Below are 19,588 nucleotides of genomic sequence, written 5' to 3' on the forward strand. Positions count from 1 at the left end.
CCGCGTGATCCTGGCCAAACGGCCCGAGGTCGATCGCTTTCTGAAGGCGCCAGACGCCGGCGTCCGCGCCGCCGTCATCCACGGCAAGGATCGCTCGGGCGTCGCCGAACGCGCCCTGACCCTATGCAAGGCGATCACCCCCGACCTGAACGACCCGTTCAACGTCACCTTCCTGACCGAGACCGACATCGACGGCGACGCGATCAAGCTGGAGGAGGCTCTGACGGCGCTCAGCATGATCGGCGGGCGTCGCCTGGTGCGCATTCGCCTGTCCGACGGCAAGGTGGGCGTGGACAAGGCCATCGCCGCAGCCCTGACCGTCCACGCTGAGGGCGGATACAATCCCGACGCCATGCTGGTGGTCGAAGCCGGGGCCCTGGGCCGCGAATCCGCCCTACGAAAGGCCGCAGAGAAGGCCGCCGGCGCCGTCGGCATCGCCTGCTATGAGGACGAGGTCGGCGACGTCGCCCGCATGACACGCGAAGCCCTGGGCGCCGACAAGGTGGGCCTGACCGCCGACGCCCTGGAGCGTTTCGTCGCTCGCCTGCCCCGCGAACGCGGTCTGATGCGGCAGGAGATCGAGCGGCTGATCCTCTATATCGGCCCCGGCTCCGGCCGTACGATCGACGCGCCCGAGCTGGAAGAGCATCTGGGGGTGGAGCCTGACGCCTCCCTGTCCGACGCCGCGCTTCAGGCTTTCGGCGGACGGCCGGGACCCGCGCAATCCGGGCTGCGTCGCGCCCTGGCGGAGGGTGAAAGCGCCGTCATGGCCGTGCGGATGGTCTCCATCCACCTTGGCAAGCTGCGTCGGATCAACGTCCTCCAAGGCGCCGGAGCAGGTTCCAAGGAGGCGGCCAAGGCCGCAGGCGTCTTCTGGAAACAGGAGGCTGAAATGCTGCGGCAGGCCCGCTCCTGGCGGCTCGAGTCCCTGGATGAGGTTCAGGACAGCGTCAACACGGCGGACGTCATGACCAAGACGACGGGCATGCCCGAAGCCCTGATCGCCGAACGTCTGCTGCTGGAGATCGCCGCTCGCGCCCGACGGATTGGACTTTAAGCCAGAAGACGACCCCTTATCGCTAGCCGCGCTTGGACGCCTTGCGGAAGGCAGGCTTGTTCATCGCCATCGCCTGGCGCTGCATGACCTTTTCCGCGCCGCGCGCGCCGCCCTTGGCGCCCGCCGGTCCCGACTGCGTCCCCGCCTTCTTGGCGGCCAGAGCGCGTTTCAGGGCTTCGACGGCGCTGGTCTTGTCAATCTGTTCAGTCATGGCCGCACCCTATAGCACGGCCGCGCTGAAAAGGCCCGTCAGCCGCGCATCAGGCGACGGCAAAGATCGTCGAGCTGTTCCAGGGCGCCGTATTTGATGGTCAGTTCGCCCTTTCCGCCCTTGTCGCTCAGCAGGACCTTCAGTCCCAGGGCGTCAGACAGATCCTGCTCCAGGGCGGCGATATCGGCGGCGCCCTCCCCGCTCAGAACCGGCTTGGCCTTCGACGGCTTCGGTCCATCGGCCGCGCGACGCGCCAGGGCCTCCGTCTGGCGCACGTTCAGACCCTTGGAAAGGACCTGTTCCGCCAGACCCTCCGGATCCGGCGCCGTGATCAGGGCCCGGGCGTGACCGGCTGACAGCCGGTTCTCCATCACATGCTCCAGCACCCGGTCGGGCAGTTGCAACAGACGCAGGGTGTTGGCCACGTGGCTGCGGCTCTTGCCCACGATGCCGGCCAGGGCGTCCTGGGTCCGACCGAAGCGCGAGATCAGCGAGCCATAGGCCATGGCCTCTTCGACCGGGTTCAAGTCCGCACGCTGGACGTTCTCGATGATGGCGACCTCCATCACCTCGACGTCGTCCATGGGACGCTCGATGATCGGCACGGTCTTCAGGCGGGCCGCCTGGGCGGCGCGCCAGCGACGTTCGCCGGCGATGATCTGCCACAGCCCCTCCTCGCCCGGCTGGGCGCGGACCAGGATGGGCTGCAACACGCCCTTGTCGCGGATGGAAGCTGTCAGTTCTTCCAGATTCTCGGCGCTGAACTGCTTCCGCGGCTGGTCGGGATTGGGCTTCAGGCTTTCGATCGGGACCGAGCGCACGCCTGTCGGCTGAGGACCGCCGTCCACCGGGGCGCTCTCAGCGACATTCTCTCCCAGAAGGGCCGAAAGACCCCGACCCAGACCACGCTGACGTTCGGACAAGATGCTGATTCCGTTCTACTAACTGGGAAGTGCTCGTCAGGCTGCGAGGGCCTGGCGACGTTGGCGTTCGCGCGCGACGACTTCACGCGCCAATTTCAGGTAAGCTTGGCTGCCCGTGCATTTGAGATCATAGATCAGCACAGGCTTGCCATAGGACGGCGCCTCGGACACGCGGACGTTCCGAGGAATGACGCTGTCATAGACCTTGTCGCCGAAGTGGGCGCGAACATCGGCCGCCACCTGCCCCGACAGGGCGTTGCGACGATCGTACATGGTCAGCACCAGGCCTTGAATTTCCAGCGCCGGATTGAGGCTCTGCTTGACCATGTCGATGGTCCGCATCAGCTGGGTCAAGCCTTCCAGTGCGAAGAACTCGCACTGTAGCGGCACCAGGACAGCATCGGCGGCGGCCATGGCGTTCAACGTCAGCAGGTTCAGCGACGGCGGGCAGTCGATCAGGACATAGTCATACCGCGTATGGCCGTCGCCGCCCTGGGCGGCCAGGGCGTCACGCAGGCGATAGGATCGGCGATCCGCCTGGCTCAGCTCGATCTCCACGCCCGACATGTCAGGATCGGCAGGCACGATGAAGAGGCCGGGCACCGCCGTCTCCACCGCCGATAGATCGACAGGTCGGCCATCCACGATGACGTCATAGATGGTCGCCCGACGTGTTTCACGTGGAACACCCAGGCCCGTCGAGGCATTGCCCTGCGGGTCCATGTCGACGATCAGGACCTTTTCGCCGATGGCGGCCAGAGCCGTGCCCAGATTGATGGCGGTCGTGGTCTTGCCCACCCCGCCCTTCTGGTTCGAGACCGCCAGGACTCGGGTCTGTTTCACGTGATCAGCGGACACGGCGAAGGCTCCGAACAGAAACAATGCGGCCGCGCGGGTCGCTGCGCGAGACGGAGAGGTCGCTATCAAAATGCCAGAGCTTGGTCGCCTCTTTCAACTCAGCTTCGGCCTTCTCCCCCTTCAGAAACAGACCTTGTGCACCGCGTTGGAAGTAGGGTTGTGCATAACCCAGGAGTTTTTCCATCGCCGCCACGGCGCGTGCGGTGACGATCTCGACCTCCACCCTCTGCTCCTCGGCCCGGCCATTGATGACCGTGGCCGGCAGATCGAGGGCGTCGACGATGGTCTGCAAGAAGCGGCACCGTTTGCCCAGGCTGTCGATCAACCAGACATGGGCGCCCGGTCGTCCCTTCAACAGGATCGCCAGGACCACGCCGGGGAACCCCGCGCCTGCGCCCAGGTCGGCCCAGGTCCTGGCCTCGGGGGCCAAGCTCAGCAGCTGGGCGCTATCCCAGGCATGACGGTTCCAGAAGTCCGGGATGGTGTCCGGTCCAACCAGATTCATCACCTCGTTCGCTTCGGTCAGCATGGCGAGGAAGGTCGTCAGGTCGGCGATGTTGGCGTCGCTCGCGCCCGTCTGGACGCGGAAGGTCTCGATGGCGACTGACATCAGGCGACGACCGCCGCCAGATCGGCCGCCACGCCCTTCGCCTTCTTCACATGAGCTAGCAAGGCTGTCAGCGCGCCCGGGGTCATGCCCTCGATGCGCCCTGCCTGGCCCAGGGTCAGGGGCCGGATCATCGCCAGCTTCTCACGCACCTCGTTCGACAGGGCGCCGATGGCGGCGTAGTCGAGGTCAGCAGGCAGAGCCAGTCCCTCCTCCCGACGCAGCGCCTCGGCGTCCTGGACCTGGCGATCCAGATAGCCGGCGTAGACAGCGTCGATCTCGACCTGCTCCCGCACGGACGGCGACCAGTCGGCGATCTCTGGTCGAACGACGATGAACTGATCCAGGGTCACATTGGGGAAGGACAGAAGATCCCGGATCGAGCGGCGCTGGCCGTCGGCGTTGACCGTAATGCCGAGGGCGCCCGCCTCCTTGGGCGTGAACTGTGTTTCACGTGAAACATGGTTCGCCCGGTCCAACTGGTCGGCTTTCTCCAGCCATACCTTCTCGCGATCAGCCCCCACGATCCCCGCGGCAAGGCCGATCGGCGTCAGCCGTTGATCGGCGTTGTCGGCCCGCAGGGTCAGACGATACTCGGCTCGGCTGGTGAACATGCGATAGGGCTCAGTGACGCCGCGTGTCACCAGGTCGTCGATCATCACGCCGATATAGGCCTGGTCCCGGCCGAGGATCAGGGGGTCGGAGCCGGCGGCGGCACGGGCCGCATTGAGGCCGGCGATCAGGCCCTGAGCGCCTGCCTCCTCGTAGCCGGTCGTGCCGTTGATCTGACCGGCCAGATAGAGGCCGGGCCGCTTCTTGACCTCCAACGCCGGGGTCAGTTCGCGCGGATCCACATAGTCGTATTCGATGGCGTAACCGAAGCGGAAGACTTCGACCTGCTCCAGTCCGGGCATGGTATGGAGAAAGGCAAGCTGGGTCGCATCCGACACCGAGGTCGAGATGCCGTTCGGATAGACGGTGGGGTCGTCCAGCCCCTCCGGTTCCAAGAAGACCTGGTGACTGGTCTTGTCGGCGAAGCGAACCACCTTGTCCTCGATCGAGGGGCAATAACGCGGCCCCCGACCCGACAACCTGCCGCCATAGACGGCGCTCTCGCCGAGGTTGTCAGCGATGATGCGGTGGGTTTCTTCGGTCGTATGGGTGACGCCGCAGGCGATCTGCGGGACTTCGATCCTGTCGGTCAGGAAGCTGAAAGGCACGGGCTGATCGTCCGCCGCCTGCATCTCCAATCGATCCCAGGCGATGGTGCGGCCGTCCAGACGCGCGGGCGTGCCGGTCTTCAGCCGCCCTATCATCAGATCGGCCGCGTGCAGATCACCGGCCAGACCAGTCGACGGATCTTCGCCGTAGCGACCCGCCGGAATGCGCAGATCGCCACGATGAATGACGCCATTGAGGAAGGTGCCGGTCGTCAGCACCACGGCGCCGGCGCGGATCGTCTCCCCTGCCCCGGTCGTCACGCCGACGACGCGGTCGCCGTTCAGGATCAGGCCTTCGGCCGTGCCCGCCATCAGGCTAAGATTCGGATAGTCGGCCAGCTTGGCCTGCATGGCCTCGCGGTACAGGCGGCGGTCGATCTGGCTGCGAGGCCCCCGGACGGCGGCGCCCTTGGAGCGGTTCAGCAGGCGGAACTGGATGCCCGACACGTCGGCCAGGCGGCCCATCACGCCGTCCAGGGCGTCGATCTCGCGCACCAGATGACCCTTGCCCAGACCACCGATGGCCGGGTTGCAGCTCATCTCGCCGATGGTCTCGAGCTTCTGGGTCAGCAGCAGGGTGCGAGCACCGGCGCGCGCAGCCGCCGTTGCGGCCTCGCAACCGGCGTGGCCGCCGCCGATGACGACGACGTCGAAGGTATGATCGGGGGTCGAACTCATGGCGTCCACATAGTCCATCCGGGCCGAAATCACCACCGGCGCCGAGGCCGTTGTTTCACGTGAAACAGGCGAAAGCCGGGCCTATTTGCCGATGCAGAAGGAGGAAAAGACTTCGCCCAGGATGTCCTCCACCCCGATGGCGCCGGTGACCCGAGCCAGGGCGTCGGCAGCGCGACGCAGATCGTCGCCCGCCATCTCCGGCGCCAGATCGAGGGCACGGCGCCCGTCTTCAACAGCCGCTAGGGCCTCGGCCAGACGGCGGCGATGGCGCTCACGCGTCACCGCAGGGAAGTCCGCGCCGGACAGGTCGCGCGCGAGCCGAGCCGCAATCCAGTCATGCAGTTCGGTCAGACCCTGCCCTGTGGTCGTGCTGACGCTCAGGGCTTCGAGATCCGGCGCCTCTGTCACTACGCCCAGGTCGGCCTTGTTCAGCACCTGAAGATCAGAAGTGCGGATGAAGGCGGAGGCCGGATCCTCGACGCTGTCAGTCGAAGGCGAACGGACCCATAGCCGCAGATCGGCCCCCTCGGCCCGCAGGCGGGCGCGGCGGATGCCCTCAGCCTCGACCGGGTCGTCGCTCTCGCGCAGACCCGCCGTATCCGACAGAGTGACGGCGTAACCGCCGATCATGATGTCGGCGTCCAGAACGTCGCGCGTCGTCCCGGCGATGGGGGTGACGATGGCCGCTTCGCGGGCGACCAAGGCGTTGAACAGCGACGACTTGCCTGCATTGGTCTCGCCGATCAGGACGATGCGATAGCCCTCGCGCACGCGCCGCCCACGATCGGAATCAGCCAGGGCCGCGCGCAGGTCAGCGGCTAAGCTATCCAGAACCGGCCCGGCTGTGCGGGCCAGATTGTCTGGCACTTCCTCGTCCGGAAAGTCGATTTCGGCCTCGACCAGAGACAAGGCCTTCAGCAGATCGCGACGGAACCCGGCGTAGGCCGCCGACAGGGCGCCGTCGAGTTGACCCAAGGCTTGAGATTTCTGAGCCTCGGTCTCGGCGTCGATCAGGTCGGCGACAGCCTCGGCCTGGGCCAGGTCCATGCGGCCGTTCTGGAAAGCACGGCGGGTGAATTCGCCCGGCTCGGCGGGGCGCAAGCCCAGAGCAATCAGGGCCGAGCTAGCCGCCTCGACCACGGCGCGCCCTCCATGCAAATGCAGTTCCGCTGAGTCCTCGCCCGTATAGGAACGCGGAGCCACGAAGCGCAGCACCAGGGCCTCGTCGATCAGACGGCCCTCATGGCGCAGGCCGCGCACCGAGGCCAGACGCGGCGTCAGCTCCCCTGCCCCCAGCGTCGCCAGCACGGTCTCCGTGGCCGGCCCCGAGAGACGCAGCACCGCGATGGCCCCCCGCCCCGGCGGGGTGGCGAGGGCGAAAATGGTCTCGCTCACGCCGTCAGGCTCAAGGCTTGGAGGCGCCCGTGACGGCGGCTTCCATCAGGCGGCGGAACTGGTCCTGGGCCTGGACCCCGAAGGAGGTCCAGGTCTTCATCAGTTCATCGGGCTGCATGGCCGCCATGTTGGCGTCCATCCGCTTCTGCATCTCGGCGACCAGGTGGTCATTGAGCGGCGTCACGTCCGGGAGGCCCAGGAAGGCGCGAGCCTCGGCCGGGGTGCAGTCGATCTCGATGTTCAGCTTCATGACGCCCTCTCCTGTTTCACGTGAAACACATTCCTGGCTCTCTACCGCCGCACGCGCGGCGTGCGGCTGCTTGCGAGAACGTCCCTCAAGCAACCTCGCACCACGTGCGAGGCGATAGGGACACTATCAGGTGTTCATGGACTGGAAGAAGTCGCCGTTGTTCTTGGACTGGCGCAGCTTGTCGAGCAGGAACTCGATCGCGTCCTGCGGGCCCATCGGGTTGAGGATACGGCGCAGGACATAGGTCTTGGCCAGTTGATCCTTCGGCGTGATGAGGTCTTCCTTGCGGGTGCCAGACTTGAGCACGTCGATGGCCGGGAAGATGCGCTTGTCCGCGACCTTGCGGTCCAGCACGATTTCCGAGTTGCCGGTGCCCTTGAACTCTTCGAAGATAACCTCGTCCATCCGGCTGCCGGTGTCGATCAGGGCCGTGGCGATGATGGTCAGCGAACCGCCCTGCTCCACATTGCGCGCGGCGCCGAAGAAGCGCTTGGGCCGCTGCAGAGCGTTGGCGTCGACGCCGCCGGTCAGCACCTTGCCCGACGAAGGGACGGTGGCGTTGTAGGCGCGGCCCAGGCGGGTGATGGAGTCCAGCAGGATCACCACGTCCTTCTTGTGCTCGACCAGGCGCTTGGCCTTTTCGATCACCATTTCGGCGACGGCGACGTGGCGCGAAGCGGGCTCGTCGAAGGTCGAGGCCACGACCTCGCCCTTCACCGTACGCTGCATGTCGGTGACTTCTTCCGGGCGTTCATCGATCAGCAGGACGATCAGGAAGACTTCCGGATGGTTGCGCTCAATCGACTTGGCGATGTTCTGCAGCATGACCGTCTTACCCACCCGCGGCGGGGCGACGATCAGGCAGCGCTGGCCCTTGCCGAGCGGGGCGACGATGTCGATGACCCGGCCCGAGCGGTCCTTCAGCGTCGGGTCCTGGATTTCCATGTGCAGGCGCTCTTCGGGGTAGAGCGGCGTCAGGTTGTCGAACAGGACCTTGGTCTTGACCATCTCCGGATCTTCGAAGTTGATCGTATCGACCTTCAGCAGGGCGAAGTAGCGCTCGCCCTCGCGCGGGCCGCGCACGGCGCCGTGCACCGTGTCGCCCGAGCGCAGGCCGAAGCGGCGGATCTGCGACGGCGAGACATAGACGTCGTCCGGGCCGGGCAGATAGTTGGCGTCGGGGCTGCGCAGGAAGCCAAAGCCGTCCGGCAGGATCTCCAGCACGCCCGAGGCGATGATCTCGACCTCTTCGTCGGCGAGGGTCTTCAGGATGGCGAACAGCAGGTCCTGCTTGCGCAGGTTGCCGGCGTTCTCGATGTCCAGACCCTCGGCGAAGGCGACCAGATCTTCCGGCGTCTTCTCGTTCAGTTCCTGCAGGGTGATGCGGCCGTTGGGGACGATCGGCTCGCCGTCCTCGTCCTCGTCGTCGGCCGTGGTGTCGACGCCGGTGTCGTCGTTGACGATTTCCGCGACCGCTTCGATCTCGACCTCCGGTTCCGGCGTCCGCTCGGCGGCGGCGCGCGAGCCCCCCAGAGTCAGGGTTTTACGGGGACGTTCCGTAACAGTTTCAATGACTTCTGGGTTCTGGTCTTTGTTTTCGGGCGTATCGGTCATGGCGTGCTCGCTCACGCGCTCGGACACCATGAGGCGTCGAGGGCGGTTCGTCTGTCGATGTCGCGGCCTTGCGGCCAGAGGGAAGGCGACGGGCTCCCGCAGGATCGAACCGGCAGGCGTCGCGAGAAGAGAGGGACCGTCCTGCGGATCGCAATGGGATCACGCCGAACGGTTCGCCGTCAGCGGAACCACGAATGACGGGGCGCCGTCAAGCAAAGTGGTATCAGAAAGGCCAGCGCTCAAGCGGCAAGCGACCGCGGTACGCGTTAGCGCCCCCTAGAAAGTCCACTCAAGCGTAACGGACAGGACCATGATGATGGCCAGCAAGAAGGGAATCTCGTTGGTCATACGCCAGAAGCGGCCCGAGTATTTCGAGGTCCCGGCGGCGATCTTCTTACGCTGACCGGCCAGGAAGCCGTGCCAGGCGGCCAGGAGAAAGACCCCGGTCAACTTGGTCACCATCCAGGGCTGGTGGGCGAAGGACCAATCAGCGCCCTCGCCGCTGCGCAGCCACAAAAGCCAGCCGCCGAAGATGAAGGCCAGGATCATGGCCGGATTGATGATGATGCGCAGCAGGCGCGTCTGCCAGGTGCGCAGCAAGGCCTGCATCTCGCCGCGCAAGAGCTCGGGCTTGTTGTTCTGCTCGGCGTCGTAGGCGAACAGGCGCGGCAGGAAGAGCATGCCAGCCATCCAGGCGATCACCGCCAGGATGTGAAATCCGCGGGCCAGATTGTAATAGTCCATGACGCTCCCCCTCGGCCGATCAGGCCGCCTTTGAACATCCGCCGGAGCAGGCTTTCAAGTGGGCGCATGGTCCACCCTTGGAGGCGCCTTGCGGCGCTGTGCCCGAAGTTTCCAACGCGGCCTCGACCGCCTGCGCCAGGGCGGCGATGAAGGCAGGCTCCACCCCCACGGCCGGTGCCCGCAGATAGGGCGCACATCCGACCGAAGCAGCCAGCTCGGCGTATTCGTGATCCAGTTCGACCAGGGTCTCGATATGCTCCGAGACGAAGGCGATCGGCACGACCACGGCGCCGACCCCGTCCCGGCCAGCCTGTTCAACGGCTTCGGGCGTCGACGGCCCCAGCCATTTCAGTGGCCCCACCCGGCTCTGGTAGCAGACGGCCCAGTCGGACAAACCCATCCGGGCGACGACAGCCGCGACCGTGGCCTCGACCTGGGCCTGATAGGGATCCCCGGCCGCGACCAGTTTTTCCGGGATGCCATGCGCCGAGAACAACACGCGTACTGGCCGGCCTTCAGCCTTGTCCATGGTCTCGCGGATCAATCGGACCTGGGCTTCGATCAAGCCGTCGGCGTCGGGGTAGCAGCAGACCGCGTGGACCTCGCCCGGTCCCTTGTAGGCTTCGCGCCATGCCTTGAGCGAAGACGCCGTCGTCGTAGTCGAGAACTGCGGATAAAGGGGCAACAGCACCACGTGATCGGGCTGGAACTCAGCCACCGCGCGCGCCGTGTCCTCGGTCAGAGGATGCCAGTAGCGCATGGCGATGAAGACCTCGGTCTCGTCGCCATGCGCCGCGTCGGCGAGGGCGTCTGACAGAGCCGCCGCCTGTTTCAGCGTCTCGGGCAGCAGAGGCGATCCTCCGCCCATCAGGGCGTAGTTGGCCTGAGCCGACTTCTCGCGCCGCGAGGAGATCAGCCGGGCCAGGGGCGTGCGAACGATGCCCGGCAATCCGATGATGGCCGGGTCGTTGAACAGATTGAACAGGAAGGGCTTGACCGCGTCCGGTCCGTCTGGCCCGCCGAGATTGGTCAGCACCACGGCCACACGCCGGTTCGGACGACTGGTCTCGGCGGTCATGGTCATTGCGCGCCGATCCGGCGCAGGACCTGCTCGACATGGGCGATCGGCACGTCCGGCAGGATGCCGTGACCCAGGTTGAAGATCCACGGCCCCTGCCCCCAGGCCTCCATCAGCTGATCGACGCGGCGGTCCAGCGCATCGCCGCCAGCGCGCAACAGAAGCGGGTCGAGCGCGCCCTGGATCGGCTTGATGGCCTGAACCCGTTTGCCGACCTCCAGAGGACAGGCGGTGTCCAGCGCCACGGCCTGAACGTCGCACTCCGCCGCATAACGCTCTGCAAGCGCCGCAGAGCCCCTTGGGAAGCCGATGAGCGGCACGGTGACCCCAAGGGCCCGGGCGCGGGCCACAAGCGCCTGGTGAGGCTTCAGAACCAGGCTTTTGAACAGATCGTCGGGGAGGCCCTCGGCCCAGCTCTCGAAGATCTTCAGCACCTGGGCGCCGGCGTCCTGCTGCATCTTCAGATAATGGGCGGTAGACTCGACCAGAACCTCCAGCAGAGCCGCAACCTTCTCCGGCTCGGCATAGGCGTAGGTTCTGGCTGCGGCGCGCTCGCCCTTGCCGATCGTGCGAGCTTCGCCGTCCAGCATATAGGTGGCTACGGTCCAGGGCGCCCCGGCGAAACCGATCAGGGCCTTGGCCGGATCCAGTTCGGCGCGCACCAGGCTCAGGGTCTGGCCCACCGACTTCAACGCCTCCCCTGCCCCGGAAGCCAACTCCCGCATGGACTCCACCGACGGCAGGGCGCCCAGGCGCGGACCCTCGCCGGCTTCGAACCAGACCTTCTGTCCCAGGGCGCCCGGGATCAGCAGGATGTCGGCGAAGACGATGGCGGCGTCGAAACCGAACCGGCGCATGGGTTGAAGCGTCGCCTCAGCCGCCATTTCCGGGTTCATGCAGAACGCGATGAAGTCCGGCGCCTTGGCTCGCAGTTCGCGGTACTCCGGCAGGTAGCGCCCCGCCTGACGCATGAACCACACGGGCGGACGGGTCGTAGTCTGGCCCTGAAGAGCCTGGATCAGAAGAGGGGTGCTCATCCCTTCGGCTTTAGGATGCACACCCCCAAGCCTCAATCCCTATTCAGATTTAAGAATTGAAAGAAAATTGGAGGATGGAAGCAGAGCCTTGGAATGCGGGGACAGAATCCGGTCATACCGTCGATCGACAGGTTTCTCCCCGATTTCGGGCGAACGAATCTGGCGATCTCAGTCATGGTGTGTTGATTGTGGGGATAACCGGCTTTGAGTCCGCTGTGACGGGAGTCCGATCTGGGCGCCTTTGTGGGAAAGGCGCCGGGCGCCAATTCTGGACAAGGCGCCTTATCCCCCAGTGAGGATAGAAATTCGGCGCCTGCATGAACGACTCCAGGCGCCGTTCGGCCATCGGCGCCCGTGATCCCCGCTCGCGACCGTCGCCTGAGCTTGCTAGAGGATTCGGCGCCCAGTCCGTGACGAACGGCGCCCTGGCTTTTGCACAGGTGTCGGGGAAAGAGTCCGACCGCCTCGCGGCCGCGTTGAGGAGACGACCAGAGCATGAGTCCCGCCCGTTTGCCCGGATCGAGCCGCCTGGCCACCTATTTTCACGTCCACCTGGTCTCGGATTCGACGGGTGAAACCCTCAACGCCATGGCCAAGGCGGTGATCGCCCGTTTCGACGGCGTCATTCCTATCGAGCACATCTACGCCCTGGTCCGTTCGCCCAAGCAGATGGAGCGGGTGCTGGAAGAGATCGCAGGCGCGCCAGGCGTCGTCCTGCACACCCTGGTGGATCGGGAATTGCGGGAACAGTTGGAAGAAGGCTGTCGCCGGCTGCAGACGCCGCAGATCGGCGCCCTGGATCCCTTGGTCGGCGCCCTGTCGGGCTATCTGGGGACCAATATCTCGACCCGTGTCGGCGCCCAGCACGCCCTGGACCATGGCTATTTCAACCGCATCGGCGCCCTGGACTTCGCCATCGCCCATGACGACGGACAGGGCACGGTGGAACAACTGGAACACGCGGACGTCGTCCTGTGCGGCGTCAGTCGAACCTCCAAGACCCCGACCTGCATCTACCTGGCCAACCGGGGCATTCGCGCCGCCAATGTGCCCCTGGTTCCGGGTCAGGAAGACGGCGAACGCCTGACGGCCCTCAAGAACCCCCTGGTAGTGGGACTGACGGTCTCGCCTGATCGCCTGGTGCAGATCCGTCGCAATCGTCTGGAAGGGCTGAACGCCAGCCGGGCCTCTGACTATGTCGATCACGACGCCGTTCGTGAGGAGACGGTCAAGGCGCGTCGGGCTTTCGAACGACGCGGCTGGCCCACCATCGACGTCACGCGTCGCTCGGTTGAGGAGACCGCGGCGGCCATCATCAACCTGTTGAGCGAAAGGCGCAGCCGCCGCCAGGACGCTTCAACGGTCAAACCCGGAGCCCTGATGTGACGACAGATGGAGAACGCCTGATCCTGGCCTCCAAGAGCGCGGCTCGACGGGCGGTTCTGACCAACGCCGGCGTCCCCTTCACAGTCCAGGTCGCCGACGTGGACGAGGAGGCCTTGAAGGTTCCGGGCGTCGATCCGATCGCGCTGGCGGTCGAACTGGCGCGAGCCAAGGCCCTGGCCGTGTCGCGCCATGATGCCGACGCCTGGGTTCTGGGCGCGGACCAGACCCTGGCCTTTGACGGAGGCCTGGTGTCCAAGGCGTCCAGTCTGGCGGCGGCGAGGGAGCGTCTGGCAGCCATGCGCGGCCGTGCGCATCAACTGCATTCCGGCGTCGCCCTGGCGCGCAACGGCCAAGTGGTGTGGTCCGGCGTGGATACGGCCCAGATGCGCATGCGCGACTTTTCCGACGCCTTCCTCGACGCCTATCTGGCGGCCGAAGGCGAGGCCCTGCTGGCCTGTGTCGGTTCCTATCGGCTGGAAGGGTTGGGCGCCCAGCTGTTCGAGGCGGTGGACGGGGACTATTTCACCGTCCTCGGCCTGCCGCTCTGGCCGGTCCTGACCGAACTGCGACGAGCGGGGGCCATCGTCTCATGAAACCCTCCCCTGTACGCAACCGCGTCACTGGCGCCGCCCTGTTGGCCGGGATCGCCGGCCAGCCGGTGGCCCATTCCCTGAGTCCCGTGATCCACAACGCCTGGCTGGCGGCGGGGGGTATCGACGGTGTCTACACCCCTTTCGCACCGAAGGACGCGGACGGATTTGAAGCCCTGATCGCCGCTGGACGAGCGGGTCTGATCCTGGGCCTGAACGTCACGGCGCCTTTCAAGGAACAGGCCTTCGCCCTGGCCGACGAGGCGAGCGAGGCCGCCCAGGCGACCCGCTCGGCCAATATCCTGGTCTTCGAGAGTGGACGCGTGCGAGCCGACAGTTCGGACGGCGTCGGCGTGCTCTACGCCCTGGCCGAGCAAGCGCCGGATCTGGACCTGAAGGGCGCCGAGGTCGTCATGCTGGGCGCGGGCGGCGCGGCGCGGGCCGGCGCCGGCGCCTTGATCGACGCGGGCGCGCGCATCCGCATCCTGAACCGCACGCGGGACCGGGCCGAGGCCCTGGCCGCCGATCTAGGGGCAGCGGTCGGCGTCGCCGATGCCGACGCCCTTGTCTCGGCTGATCTGGTGATCAACGCCCTCAGCGTGCGGCCCGAGATCGACCTGTCGGTGTTGAAGCCGGGCGCCGTGGTCATGGACATGACCTACAAGCCTGTGACGACGCCCTTTCTGGCGGCGGCGCGCGCACGCGGCCTGACCACGGTGGACGGTCTGGCCATGCTGATCGGGCAGGCGGCGCCCTCCTTCACCGCCCTGTTTCGTCGCCCGCCTCCGCCTCTGGACCTACGCGCCCTGCTGCTGGCCCATCTGGGGGAAGGCGCATGATCATTCTCGGCCTGACCGGCTCGATCGGCATGGGCAAGTCGACGACATCGCGGATGTTCGCCGACGAAGGCGCGCTGGTCTGGGACGCCGACGCCGCCGTGCACCGCCTCTATGGGCGTGGCGGGGCGGCGGTCGAACCCCTGGGCGAAGCCTTCCCCGGCGTGGTGGTCGACGGCGTCGTGGACCGCACCCGTCTGGCCGAGGCGCTCGGTCGCGATGAAGACGCATTCAAACGGCTGGAGCGGATCGTCCATCCCCTGGTGGCTCAGGATCGGGCCGAGGATCTGGCGGCGGCGCGGGCCGAAGGCGTGCGGCTGGCGGTGCTGGACATCCCTCTGCTGTTCGAGACCGGCGGCGACGCCTTCGTGGACGCCGTGGTCGTGGTCACCGCCGATCCCGAGATTCAGGCCGCCCGTGTCCTGGCTCGCCCCGGCATGACCCGCGAACGCTTCGAGGCCATCCTGGACCGCCAGACGCCGGACGCCGAGAAGCGCCGCCGCGCCGATTTCCTGGTCGATACCGGCCGTGGGCTGGACGCTGCGCGCGAACAGGTGCGCCGGATCGTAGAGGCTGTTCTATCGCCGGGCTGGACCAAGCCCTCCCCCAGCAAATCATGACGCCGTCGGACCTGCCGAAAACCTGGGCCGTCGTTGAGACCACGCTTCTGGCTCAGGGGATCGGCGGCCAGGTCTGGCGGGCGCGCCGCTTGAACGGCGAACGGGTCGTGGTGAAGCGGGTCAGCGCTCTGGCGGCGTCGGACGCCGCCCATGCCATGGCCTATCTCGCTTGGCGAGGGGGTCTGGGCGCAGCGCGATTGCTGGGCGTTGAAGGCGATTGGCAGATGCTGGAGGATGTCGGCGCGCGAACCCTGACCCATGTGTTGGATCACGAGGGAGACGCCGCCGCGACCCTCATCGCCGCCGAAGTCCTGCGTCTTCTGCACTCGCCCTCGATTCGCGGTGCGGAAGGCCTTCAGACCATGACGGATCGCTTCGCCGACCTGACGTCAGCGGCCCGACGTGAAGGCGGTCTGTTCGCCGAGGCGGACGCCTGTCTGCAAACCCTGGCCGGCGGCCCGGTTCAGCCGTTGCACGGCGACCTGCACCACGACAACATCCTGTTCGGGGAGCGCGGCTGGCTGGCCATCGATCCGCACGGCGTCCTGGGCGATCCGGCCTATGACGCCGCCAACCTGCTGTACAATCCGCTGGAGCGTCAGGATCTACGCACGGATCCCGCACGGGCGCGTCGCCTGGCCGAGGTCCTGGGCCCGGCGGTGCGGCGACCCGTCGCGACGGTCCTCGGCTACGGCTTCTGTCACGCCTGCCTGTCGGCGGCCTGGCATCTGGAGGACGGCGACGTCGCCGAGGCCGAACGCAGTCTGGCTGTGGGTCGCGCCGTTCAGGCGGCTCTGAACGCGGCTTGAGCCTTTCGCAGAGAACCGAAGCCCGGCATTAAGGGACATGGCCCGCGAAATCGTTCTCGACACTGAAACCACCGGATTCGATCCCAAGACAGGCGATCGTCTGATCGAGGTCGGCTGCATCGAGATTCACGATCTGCTGCCGACGGGGCGGACCTTTCACCGCCTGGTCAATCCCGAGCGCCTGATCCCGCCGGAGGCCATTAAGGTTCACGGCATCACTGATGATCACGTCAAGGACGCGCCCAAGTTCCACGAGATCGCCGCCGACCTGCTAGAGTTCATAGGCGACGCGCCCCTGATCGCGCACAACGCCAACTTCGACCGCAATTTCATCGACTTCGAATACAACCGCATCGGTCAGAAGCCGCCGCCGCAGGAGCGGTGGATCGACACGCTTCAGCTGGCGCAGAAGCGCTTCCCGGGCATGCCCAACTCGCTGGACGCCCTGTGCAAGCGTTTCAAGATTTCTCTGGTCGACCGGACCCTTCACGGCGCCCTGATCGACTCCCGCCTGCTGGCCGAGGTCTATCTTGAGCTGCGGGGAGGCAAGGAGCGCGCCCTTGACCTCACCACGGCCCGCACGACCCAGACGACCACCGCGGGGGCGGCACGAGTCGCCTACGGCGCTCGGCCCACCCCCCTACCCCCGCGTTCGACCGAGGCGGAACAGGCCGCTCATACGGCCTTCCTGAAGGCGACGCTGAAGGAACATGGTCTCTGGGCCGCCTATGGGGTGACGGTCGCGACCGAGGGCGAAGAGGCCGCCTGATCTCTCAGAAGGCCTGATCCATCAGGATGTAGGTTCCGGGTTGCGCCTGACAGGCGTCGATCATAGGAACCAGACGACGGAAATGTTCGCTGGCGCAGTGGATGTCGAGCGCGGCCTGGTCCGGCCATTCCTCGATGAAGATGAAATGGCCCGGCTGCTTGCGGTCGATGAAAAGATCATAGGCGAGGCAGAGGGGCTCCTGGCGCGTCAACCGCACCAGCTCGGCATAGAGGGGCATGACGTCCTTGACCTGCTCCGGTCTGATGAAGTCCTCGGCGATGACCTTCAGCATTTCATGCTCCACACGAGAAAGGGGCGCCCCAACGGACGCCCCTCCCAATTTCCGCTCAAGCAGCGAAGCGCCGTGCGCCTCGCCTACTCTGCGAATTACGCCTGGCCGGTTTCGGCCGGGGCTGCGGCGATCTGCTGCTGGCGTGCGACGTAGATGGCGGCGAAGTCGATCGGGTCGACCATGAAGGGCGGATAGAAGCCGCCGTCCGAGGTCGCCTGGGCGATGATCTGACGCGCGAAGGGGAAGAGGTAGCGCGGGCATTCGATCAGCAGCAGGGGCTCGATGTCCTGGGGCGAGACGCCGCTCAGGGCGAACAGGCCGCCGTAGACGAGTTCCACGTGAAACACGGCGTTCTTGTCGTCGCCAGTGGCCTTGACCGACAGCTTCAGGTCCACTTCGAACAGGCCGTCCGGACGACCGGCGGCGTTCATTTCGACGCCCATGTCGATGGCGGGCTTGCCGTCGATACGCAGGCTTTCCGGCGCGCGCGGGTTCTCGAAGGACAGGTCGCGGACGTACTGGGCCAGGATGCGGAAGCCCGGACCGGCGGGCTGGCCCTGGCCTTCCATCGGCTCGGTTTGGCCGTTGGCGGCGGTGTCGGCGGGGGCGGTGGCGTCGGTCATGAAGGTTAGCCGTCAGTCTGGAAAACAGGGACGCCGGACCGCTCCCGGCCCGGGGTGAAGGGCCGGCGACTACCACGGCGAGGCTATAGGCCGCAACGTCGAGACCGGCGTTCGGAGCGTCCCTCGCCTTGCGCCGGACAGGATCGCCCCCTAATCCTCATGAGGTTACAAAGACGCCTCGCAAGTTTTCGGGGGCGTCTGCCGCCTCAGGAAAGCCTCGTGCCCGTTCAATTCCAGATCGTCATGTTCGCCATCGTCGCCGCGGTGCTGCTGTTCATGCTTTACAATGTGCTGGGCAAGAAGGTCGGTCGTCAGCCGCAGGAGGACGCCCGCCTGCCCCAGGCCGCCCCCGCCGGCGGACAGGCGCCGGTCTCCGTCCCCGCCCTGGACGCCGCGACGGCCGCCGCCGTGGCGGGGCTGAAGGCGCGCGATCCCAATTTCGATCCGGCCCGTTTCCTGGAAGGCGCGCGCCAGGCCTATGAGACCATCGTGCGCGGCTACGCCTCCGGCGATCGCGACGCCCTGCGCCCGCTGCTGACCCCGGCGGTCATGACCTCGTTCGAGGCGGGCATCACGGCGCGAGAGGCGCGCGGCGACCGCGAGCAGACCGAATTCCTCCACACCCCTCGCGCGGACCTCGAACTGGCCACGGTCCGCGACGACCGTGCGGTCGCCAAGGTCCGTTTCCTGGCCGAGCTGCGCAACATCGTGACCCCGGCCGCCGGCGAGGCCGTGACCGAGGAGCGCCGCACGGCCGAGGTCTGGACCTTCGAGCGCGTCCTGGGCGCCGCCGACCCGAACTGGGCCCTGGCACGCGTCGAGCCGGCCAGCGCCTGATGCTCGGCCGCATCCGCTCGTCGCCGTCGCCCGTCGAGCCGATGGGCGCGGCCAGGATCGGAGGTCTTTTCCTTCTGCTGTTCGTCGCGGCCTGCGCCTCGACGCCGCCTGTCACGCCGGTTCCGCCCGGACCGCCGGTTGGCCCTCCCGTCGGTCCCTCGGTTCCGCCTCCGCCCTCATGGGGCGAAATCAGCCTCAGTGCCCTGCCCGGCTGGGCTGAAGAGGATCACCTGGCGGCCTTCCAGGCCTATGCGGCCGGCTGTCGCCCGGCCAGGGGCGCGACGGCTGATGCGACCTGCGCCCGGGCTCAGGCCCTGGCCGCGCGACGGCCCTCGCCCAGCGACGCCCGAACCTTCCTCGAGACCCATTTCGTCGCCTCGGAAGCGCGAACCGACGACGGGCGCGCGGGTCTGCTGACCGCCTATTTCGCGCCGGAGTACGAGGCGCGCCGCGTTCCCGACGCCGAGTTCGACGCTCCGGTCCTCAGCCGCCCGGCCAATCCCGGACAACTCGGCGACCGCGCGGCCATCGAGGCCGGCTCGGCTCAGTCCTCCGCCCTGGCCTGGATGCGGGCCGAGGATCTCTTCTTCCTGCAGATCCAGGGTTCGGGGACCCTGACCTTCCCGGACGGGGCTCGCCTGCGCGCCGCCTACGCCGCCGACAACGGGGCGCGGTTCGTCGGCATCGCCCGGCCAATGGCCGAACGTGGGCTGCTGCCCCAGAACGGAACCTCGGGCGAGGCCATCCGCGCCTGGCTGGCGGCGCATCGCGGGCCGGAAGCGCGGGCGATCATGGCCCTGAACCCTCGCTACATCTTCTTCGGTGTCGCCCCCGACGACGGCAAGGAGGCGACCGGGGCGGCGGGCGTTCCCCTGCCCGCGCGTCGTTCCATCGCCGTCGATCCCTCGCGCTGGACCTATGGCGACGCGGTCTGGATCGAGGCTGACGGCGGAAACCTGGCCGGCGCCCGGGCCAGCTATCGCGGCCTGGTCATGGCGCTCGACACCGGCTCGGCCATCCGCGGTCCTGTCCGCGCCGACCTCTATATCGGCCGCGGCGATGCGGCGGGGCATGAGGCAGGCGCGGTGCGCCATCCCTTGCGCATGTGGCGATTGGTCCCCCGGGGCTGAGGAACCCGGCTCCGGGCGAGGGAT

Annotated in this window: 22 protein-coding genes; 9 read left to right on the forward strand and 13 right to left on the reverse strand. The window is 67.0% G+C overall.

Annotated elements, in window-relative coordinates:
- Positions 1–4: 4 nt before the first annotated feature.
- On the forward strand, positions 5–1,057 hold the full coding sequence (gene holA / locus ABIE19_RS10550) for a DNA polymerase III subunit delta (RefSeq protein ID WP_354089137.1): 1,053 nt from the start codon (positions 5–7) through the stop codon (positions 1,055–1,057).
- 22 nt (positions 1,058–1,079) lie between these two features.
- On the opposite strand, the gene ABIE19_RS10555 is transcribed toward holA, so the two are convergent.
- The 11 genes from ABIE19_RS10555 to hemE all read right to left on the reverse strand — a co-directional run bounded on the left by ABIE19_RS10555 (position 1,080) and on the right by hemE (position 11,672).
- Positions 1,080–1,268, reverse strand: coding sequence for a hypothetical protein (locus tag ABIE19_RS10555; RefSeq protein ID WP_354089138.1), 189 nt, complete (start codon positions 1,266–1,268; stop codon positions 1,080–1,082).
- A 38-nt stretch (positions 1,269–1,306) separates the two neighbouring features.
- Positions 1,307–2,191 carry a ParB/RepB/Spo0J family partition protein gene (locus ABIE19_RS10560; protein ID WP_354089139.1) on the reverse strand — a complete coding sequence of 295 codons (885 nt, stop codon included), beginning with the start codon at positions 2,189–2,191 and terminating at the stop codon, positions 1,307–1,309.
- 36 nt (positions 2,192–2,227) lie between these two features.
- On the reverse strand, positions 2,228–3,034 hold the full coding sequence (locus ABIE19_RS10565; RefSeq protein ID WP_376854422.1) for a ParA family protein: 807 nt from the start codon (positions 3,032–3,034) through the stop codon (positions 2,228–2,230).
- A gap of 4 nt (positions 3,035–3,038) precedes the next feature.
- Positions 3,039–3,659 carry a 16S rRNA (guanine(527)-N(7))-methyltransferase RsmG gene (rsmG, locus tag ABIE19_RS10570; protein ID WP_354089141.1) on the reverse strand — a complete coding sequence of 207 codons (621 nt, stop codon included), beginning with the start codon at positions 3,657–3,659 and terminating at the stop codon, positions 3,039–3,041.
- Entirely contained in the window at positions 3,659–5,572 is a 1,914-nt protein-coding gene (mnmG, locus tag ABIE19_RS10575) for a tRNA uridine-5-carboxymethylaminomethyl(34) synthesis enzyme MnmG (protein WP_354089240.1), read from the reverse strand. Before mnmG ends, rsmG begins: the two co-directional genes overlap by 1 nt.
- 63 nt (positions 5,573–5,635) lie before the next feature.
- On the reverse strand, positions 5,636–6,949 hold the full coding sequence (gene mnmE / locus ABIE19_RS10580) for a tRNA uridine-5-carboxymethylaminomethyl(34) synthesis GTPase MnmE (RefSeq protein ID WP_354089143.1): 1,314 nt from the start codon (positions 6,947–6,949) through the stop codon (positions 5,636–5,638).
- A 10-nt stretch (positions 6,950–6,959) separates the two neighbouring features.
- Entirely contained in the window at positions 6,960–7,199 is a 240-nt protein-coding gene (locus ABIE19_RS10585; RefSeq protein WP_354089144.1) for a DUF6489 family protein, read from the reverse strand.
- A gap of 126 nt (positions 7,200–7,325) precedes the next feature.
- Positions 7,326–8,813: a transcription termination factor Rho gene (gene rho / locus ABIE19_RS10590; protein WP_354089145.1), complete on the reverse strand. Its 1,488-nt coding sequence runs from the start codon at positions 8,811–8,813 to the stop codon at positions 7,326–7,328.
- A gap of 276 nt (positions 8,814–9,089) precedes the next feature.
- Complete coding sequence (locus ABIE19_RS10595; RefSeq protein WP_354089146.1) at positions 9,090–9,557, reverse strand: CopD family protein; 468 nt, start codon at positions 9,555–9,557, stop codon at positions 9,090–9,092.
- Between the two features lie 19 nt (positions 9,558–9,576).
- The gene (gene hemH, locus ABIE19_RS10600; RefSeq protein WP_435521145.1) at positions 9,577–10,641 is read right to left on the reverse strand and encodes a ferrochelatase; all 1,065 of its coding nucleotides are present in this window, start codon (positions 10,639–10,641) and stop codon (positions 9,577–9,579) included.
- Complete coding sequence (gene hemE / locus ABIE19_RS10605) at positions 10,638–11,672, reverse strand: uroporphyrinogen decarboxylase (RefSeq protein ID WP_354089147.1); 1,035 nt, start codon at positions 11,670–11,672, stop codon at positions 10,638–10,640. The genes hemH and hemE overlap by 4 nt, the downstream gene beginning before the upstream one ends.
- Before the next feature lie 495 nt (positions 11,673–12,167).
- Here hemE and ABIE19_RS10610 point away from each other — a divergent pair, with 495 nt between their 5' ends.
- The 6 genes from ABIE19_RS10610 to dnaQ are packed head-to-tail and all read left to right on the forward strand — an operon-like array spanning position 12,168 to position 16,682.
- Positions 12,168–13,058 (forward strand): pyruvate, water dikinase regulatory protein, encoded by an 891-nt coding sequence (locus tag ABIE19_RS10610; RefSeq protein WP_354089148.1) that lies wholly within the window; start codon positions 12,168–12,170, stop codon positions 13,056–13,058.
- Positions 13,055–13,651: a Maf family protein gene (locus ABIE19_RS10615; protein WP_354089149.1), complete on the forward strand. Its 597-nt coding sequence runs from the start codon at positions 13,055–13,057 to the stop codon at positions 13,649–13,651. The genes ABIE19_RS10610 and ABIE19_RS10615 overlap by 4 nt, the downstream gene beginning before the upstream one ends.
- Complete coding sequence (locus ABIE19_RS10620) at positions 13,648–14,487, forward strand: shikimate dehydrogenase family protein (RefSeq protein ID WP_354089151.1); 840 nt, start codon at positions 13,648–13,650, stop codon at positions 14,485–14,487. Before ABIE19_RS10615 ends, ABIE19_RS10620 begins: the two co-directional genes overlap by 4 nt.
- Positions 14,484–15,104 carry a dephospho-CoA kinase gene (gene coaE, locus ABIE19_RS10625; RefSeq protein ID WP_354089152.1) on the forward strand — a complete coding sequence of 207 codons (621 nt, stop codon included), beginning with the start codon at positions 14,484–14,486 and terminating at the stop codon, positions 15,102–15,104. Before ABIE19_RS10620 ends, coaE begins: the two co-directional genes overlap by 4 nt.
- Complete coding sequence (locus ABIE19_RS10630) at positions 15,101–15,913, forward strand: aminoglycoside phosphotransferase family protein (protein WP_354089153.1); 813 nt, start codon at positions 15,101–15,103, stop codon at positions 15,911–15,913. Before coaE ends, ABIE19_RS10630 begins: the two co-directional genes overlap by 4 nt.
- Positions 15,914–15,950: 37 nt before the next feature.
- The gene (dnaQ, locus tag ABIE19_RS10635) at positions 15,951–16,682 is read left to right on the forward strand and encodes a DNA polymerase III subunit epsilon (protein WP_354089154.1); all 732 of its coding nucleotides are present in this window, start codon (positions 15,951–15,953) and stop codon (positions 16,680–16,682) included.
- A gap of 4 nt (positions 16,683–16,686) precedes the next feature.
- Here the strand turns inward: dnaQ and ABIE19_RS10640 are convergent, their stop codons facing one another.
- On the reverse strand, positions 16,687–16,974 hold the full coding sequence (locus ABIE19_RS10640; RefSeq protein WP_354089155.1) for a putative quinol monooxygenase: 288 nt from the start codon (positions 16,972–16,974) through the stop codon (positions 16,687–16,689).
- Positions 16,975–17,069: 95 nt separating this feature from the next.
- On the reverse strand, positions 17,070–17,597 hold the full coding sequence (gene secB / locus ABIE19_RS10645; RefSeq protein WP_376854274.1) for a protein-export chaperone SecB: 528 nt from the start codon (positions 17,595–17,597) through the stop codon (positions 17,070–17,072).
- A gap of 219 nt (positions 17,598–17,816) precedes the next feature.
- Here secB and timA point away from each other — a divergent pair, with 219 nt between their 5' ends.
- Together timA and ABIE19_RS10655 are read left to right on the forward strand one after the other, a co-directional pair.
- Positions 17,817–18,434: a TIM44-related membrane protein TimA gene (gene timA / locus ABIE19_RS10650; protein ID WP_354089156.1), complete on the forward strand. Its 618-nt coding sequence runs from the start codon at positions 17,817–17,819 to the stop codon at positions 18,432–18,434.
- Complete coding sequence (locus ABIE19_RS10655) at positions 18,434–19,564, forward strand: MltA domain-containing protein (protein WP_354089157.1); 1,131 nt, start codon at positions 18,434–18,436, stop codon at positions 19,562–19,564. The genes timA and ABIE19_RS10655 overlap by 1 nt, the downstream gene beginning before the upstream one ends.
- Positions 19,565–19,588: the final 24 nt, after the last annotated feature.

Source organism: Brevundimonas faecalis, from assembly GCF_040549405.1.
GTDB lineage: Bacteria > Pseudomonadota > Alphaproteobacteria > Caulobacterales > Caulobacteraceae > Brevundimonas > Brevundimonas faecalis.

Excerpts from the sequence above, each read along its gene's own strand:
- ABIE19_RS10655 (WP_354089157.1), top strand. The coding sequence starts at position 18,434 with ATGCTCGGCCGCATCCGCTCGTCGCCGTCGCCCGTCGAGCCGATGGGC.
- ABIE19_RS10630 (WP_354089153.1), top strand. The coding sequence starts at position 15,101 with ATGACGCCGTCGGACCTGCCGAAAACCTGGGCCGTCGTTGAGACCACG.
- ABIE19_RS10595 (WP_354089146.1), bottom strand. The coding sequence starts at position 9,557 with ATGGACTATTACAATCTGGCCCGCGGATTTCACATCCTGGCGGTGATC.
- dnaQ (WP_354089154.1), top strand. The coding sequence starts at position 15,951 with ATGGCCCGCGAAATCGTTCTCGACACTGAAACCACCGGATTCGATCCC.
- rsmG (WP_354089141.1), bottom strand. The coding sequence starts at position 3,659 with ATGTCAGTCGCCATCGAGACCTTCCGCGTCCAGACGGGCGCGAGCGAC.
- secB (WP_376854274.1), bottom strand. The coding sequence starts at position 17,597 with ATGACCGACGCCACCGCCCCCGCCGACACCGCCGCCAACGGCCAAACC.
- ABIE19_RS10585 (WP_354089144.1), bottom strand. The coding sequence starts at position 7,199 with ATGAAGCTGAACATCGAGATCGACTGCACCCCGGCCGAGGCTCGCGCC.
- hemH (WP_435521145.1), bottom strand. The coding sequence starts at position 10,641 with ATGACCATGACCGCCGAGACCAGTCGTCCGAACCGGCGTGTGGCCGTG.
- ABIE19_RS10610 (WP_354089148.1), top strand. The coding sequence starts at position 12,168 with ATGAGTCCCGCCCGTTTGCCCGGATCGAGCCGCCTGGCCACCTATTTT.
- ABIE19_RS10640 (WP_354089155.1), bottom strand. The coding sequence starts at position 16,974 with ATGCTGAAGGTCATCGCCGAGGACTTCATCAGACCGGAGCAGGTCAAG.
- ABIE19_RS10555 (WP_354089138.1), bottom strand. The coding sequence starts at position 1,268 with ATGACTGAACAGATTGACAAGACCAGCGCCGTCGAAGCCCTGAAACGC.
- coaE (WP_354089152.1), top strand. The coding sequence starts at position 14,484 with ATGATCATTCTCGGCCTGACCGGCTCGATCGGCATGGGCAAGTCGACG.
- hemE (WP_354089147.1), bottom strand. The coding sequence starts at position 11,672 with ATGAGCACCCCTCTTCTGATCCAGGCTCTTCAGGGCCAGACTACGACC.
- rho (WP_354089145.1), bottom strand. The coding sequence starts at position 8,813 with ATGACCGATACGCCCGAAAACAAAGACCAGAACCCAGAAGTCATTGAA.
- mnmG (WP_354089240.1), bottom strand. The coding sequence starts at position 5,572 with ATGGACTATGTGGACGCCATGAGTTCGACCCCCGATCATACCTTCGAC.
- ABIE19_RS10620 (WP_354089151.1), top strand. The coding sequence starts at position 13,648 with ATGAAACCCTCCCCTGTACGCAACCGCGTCACTGGCGCCGCCCTGTTG.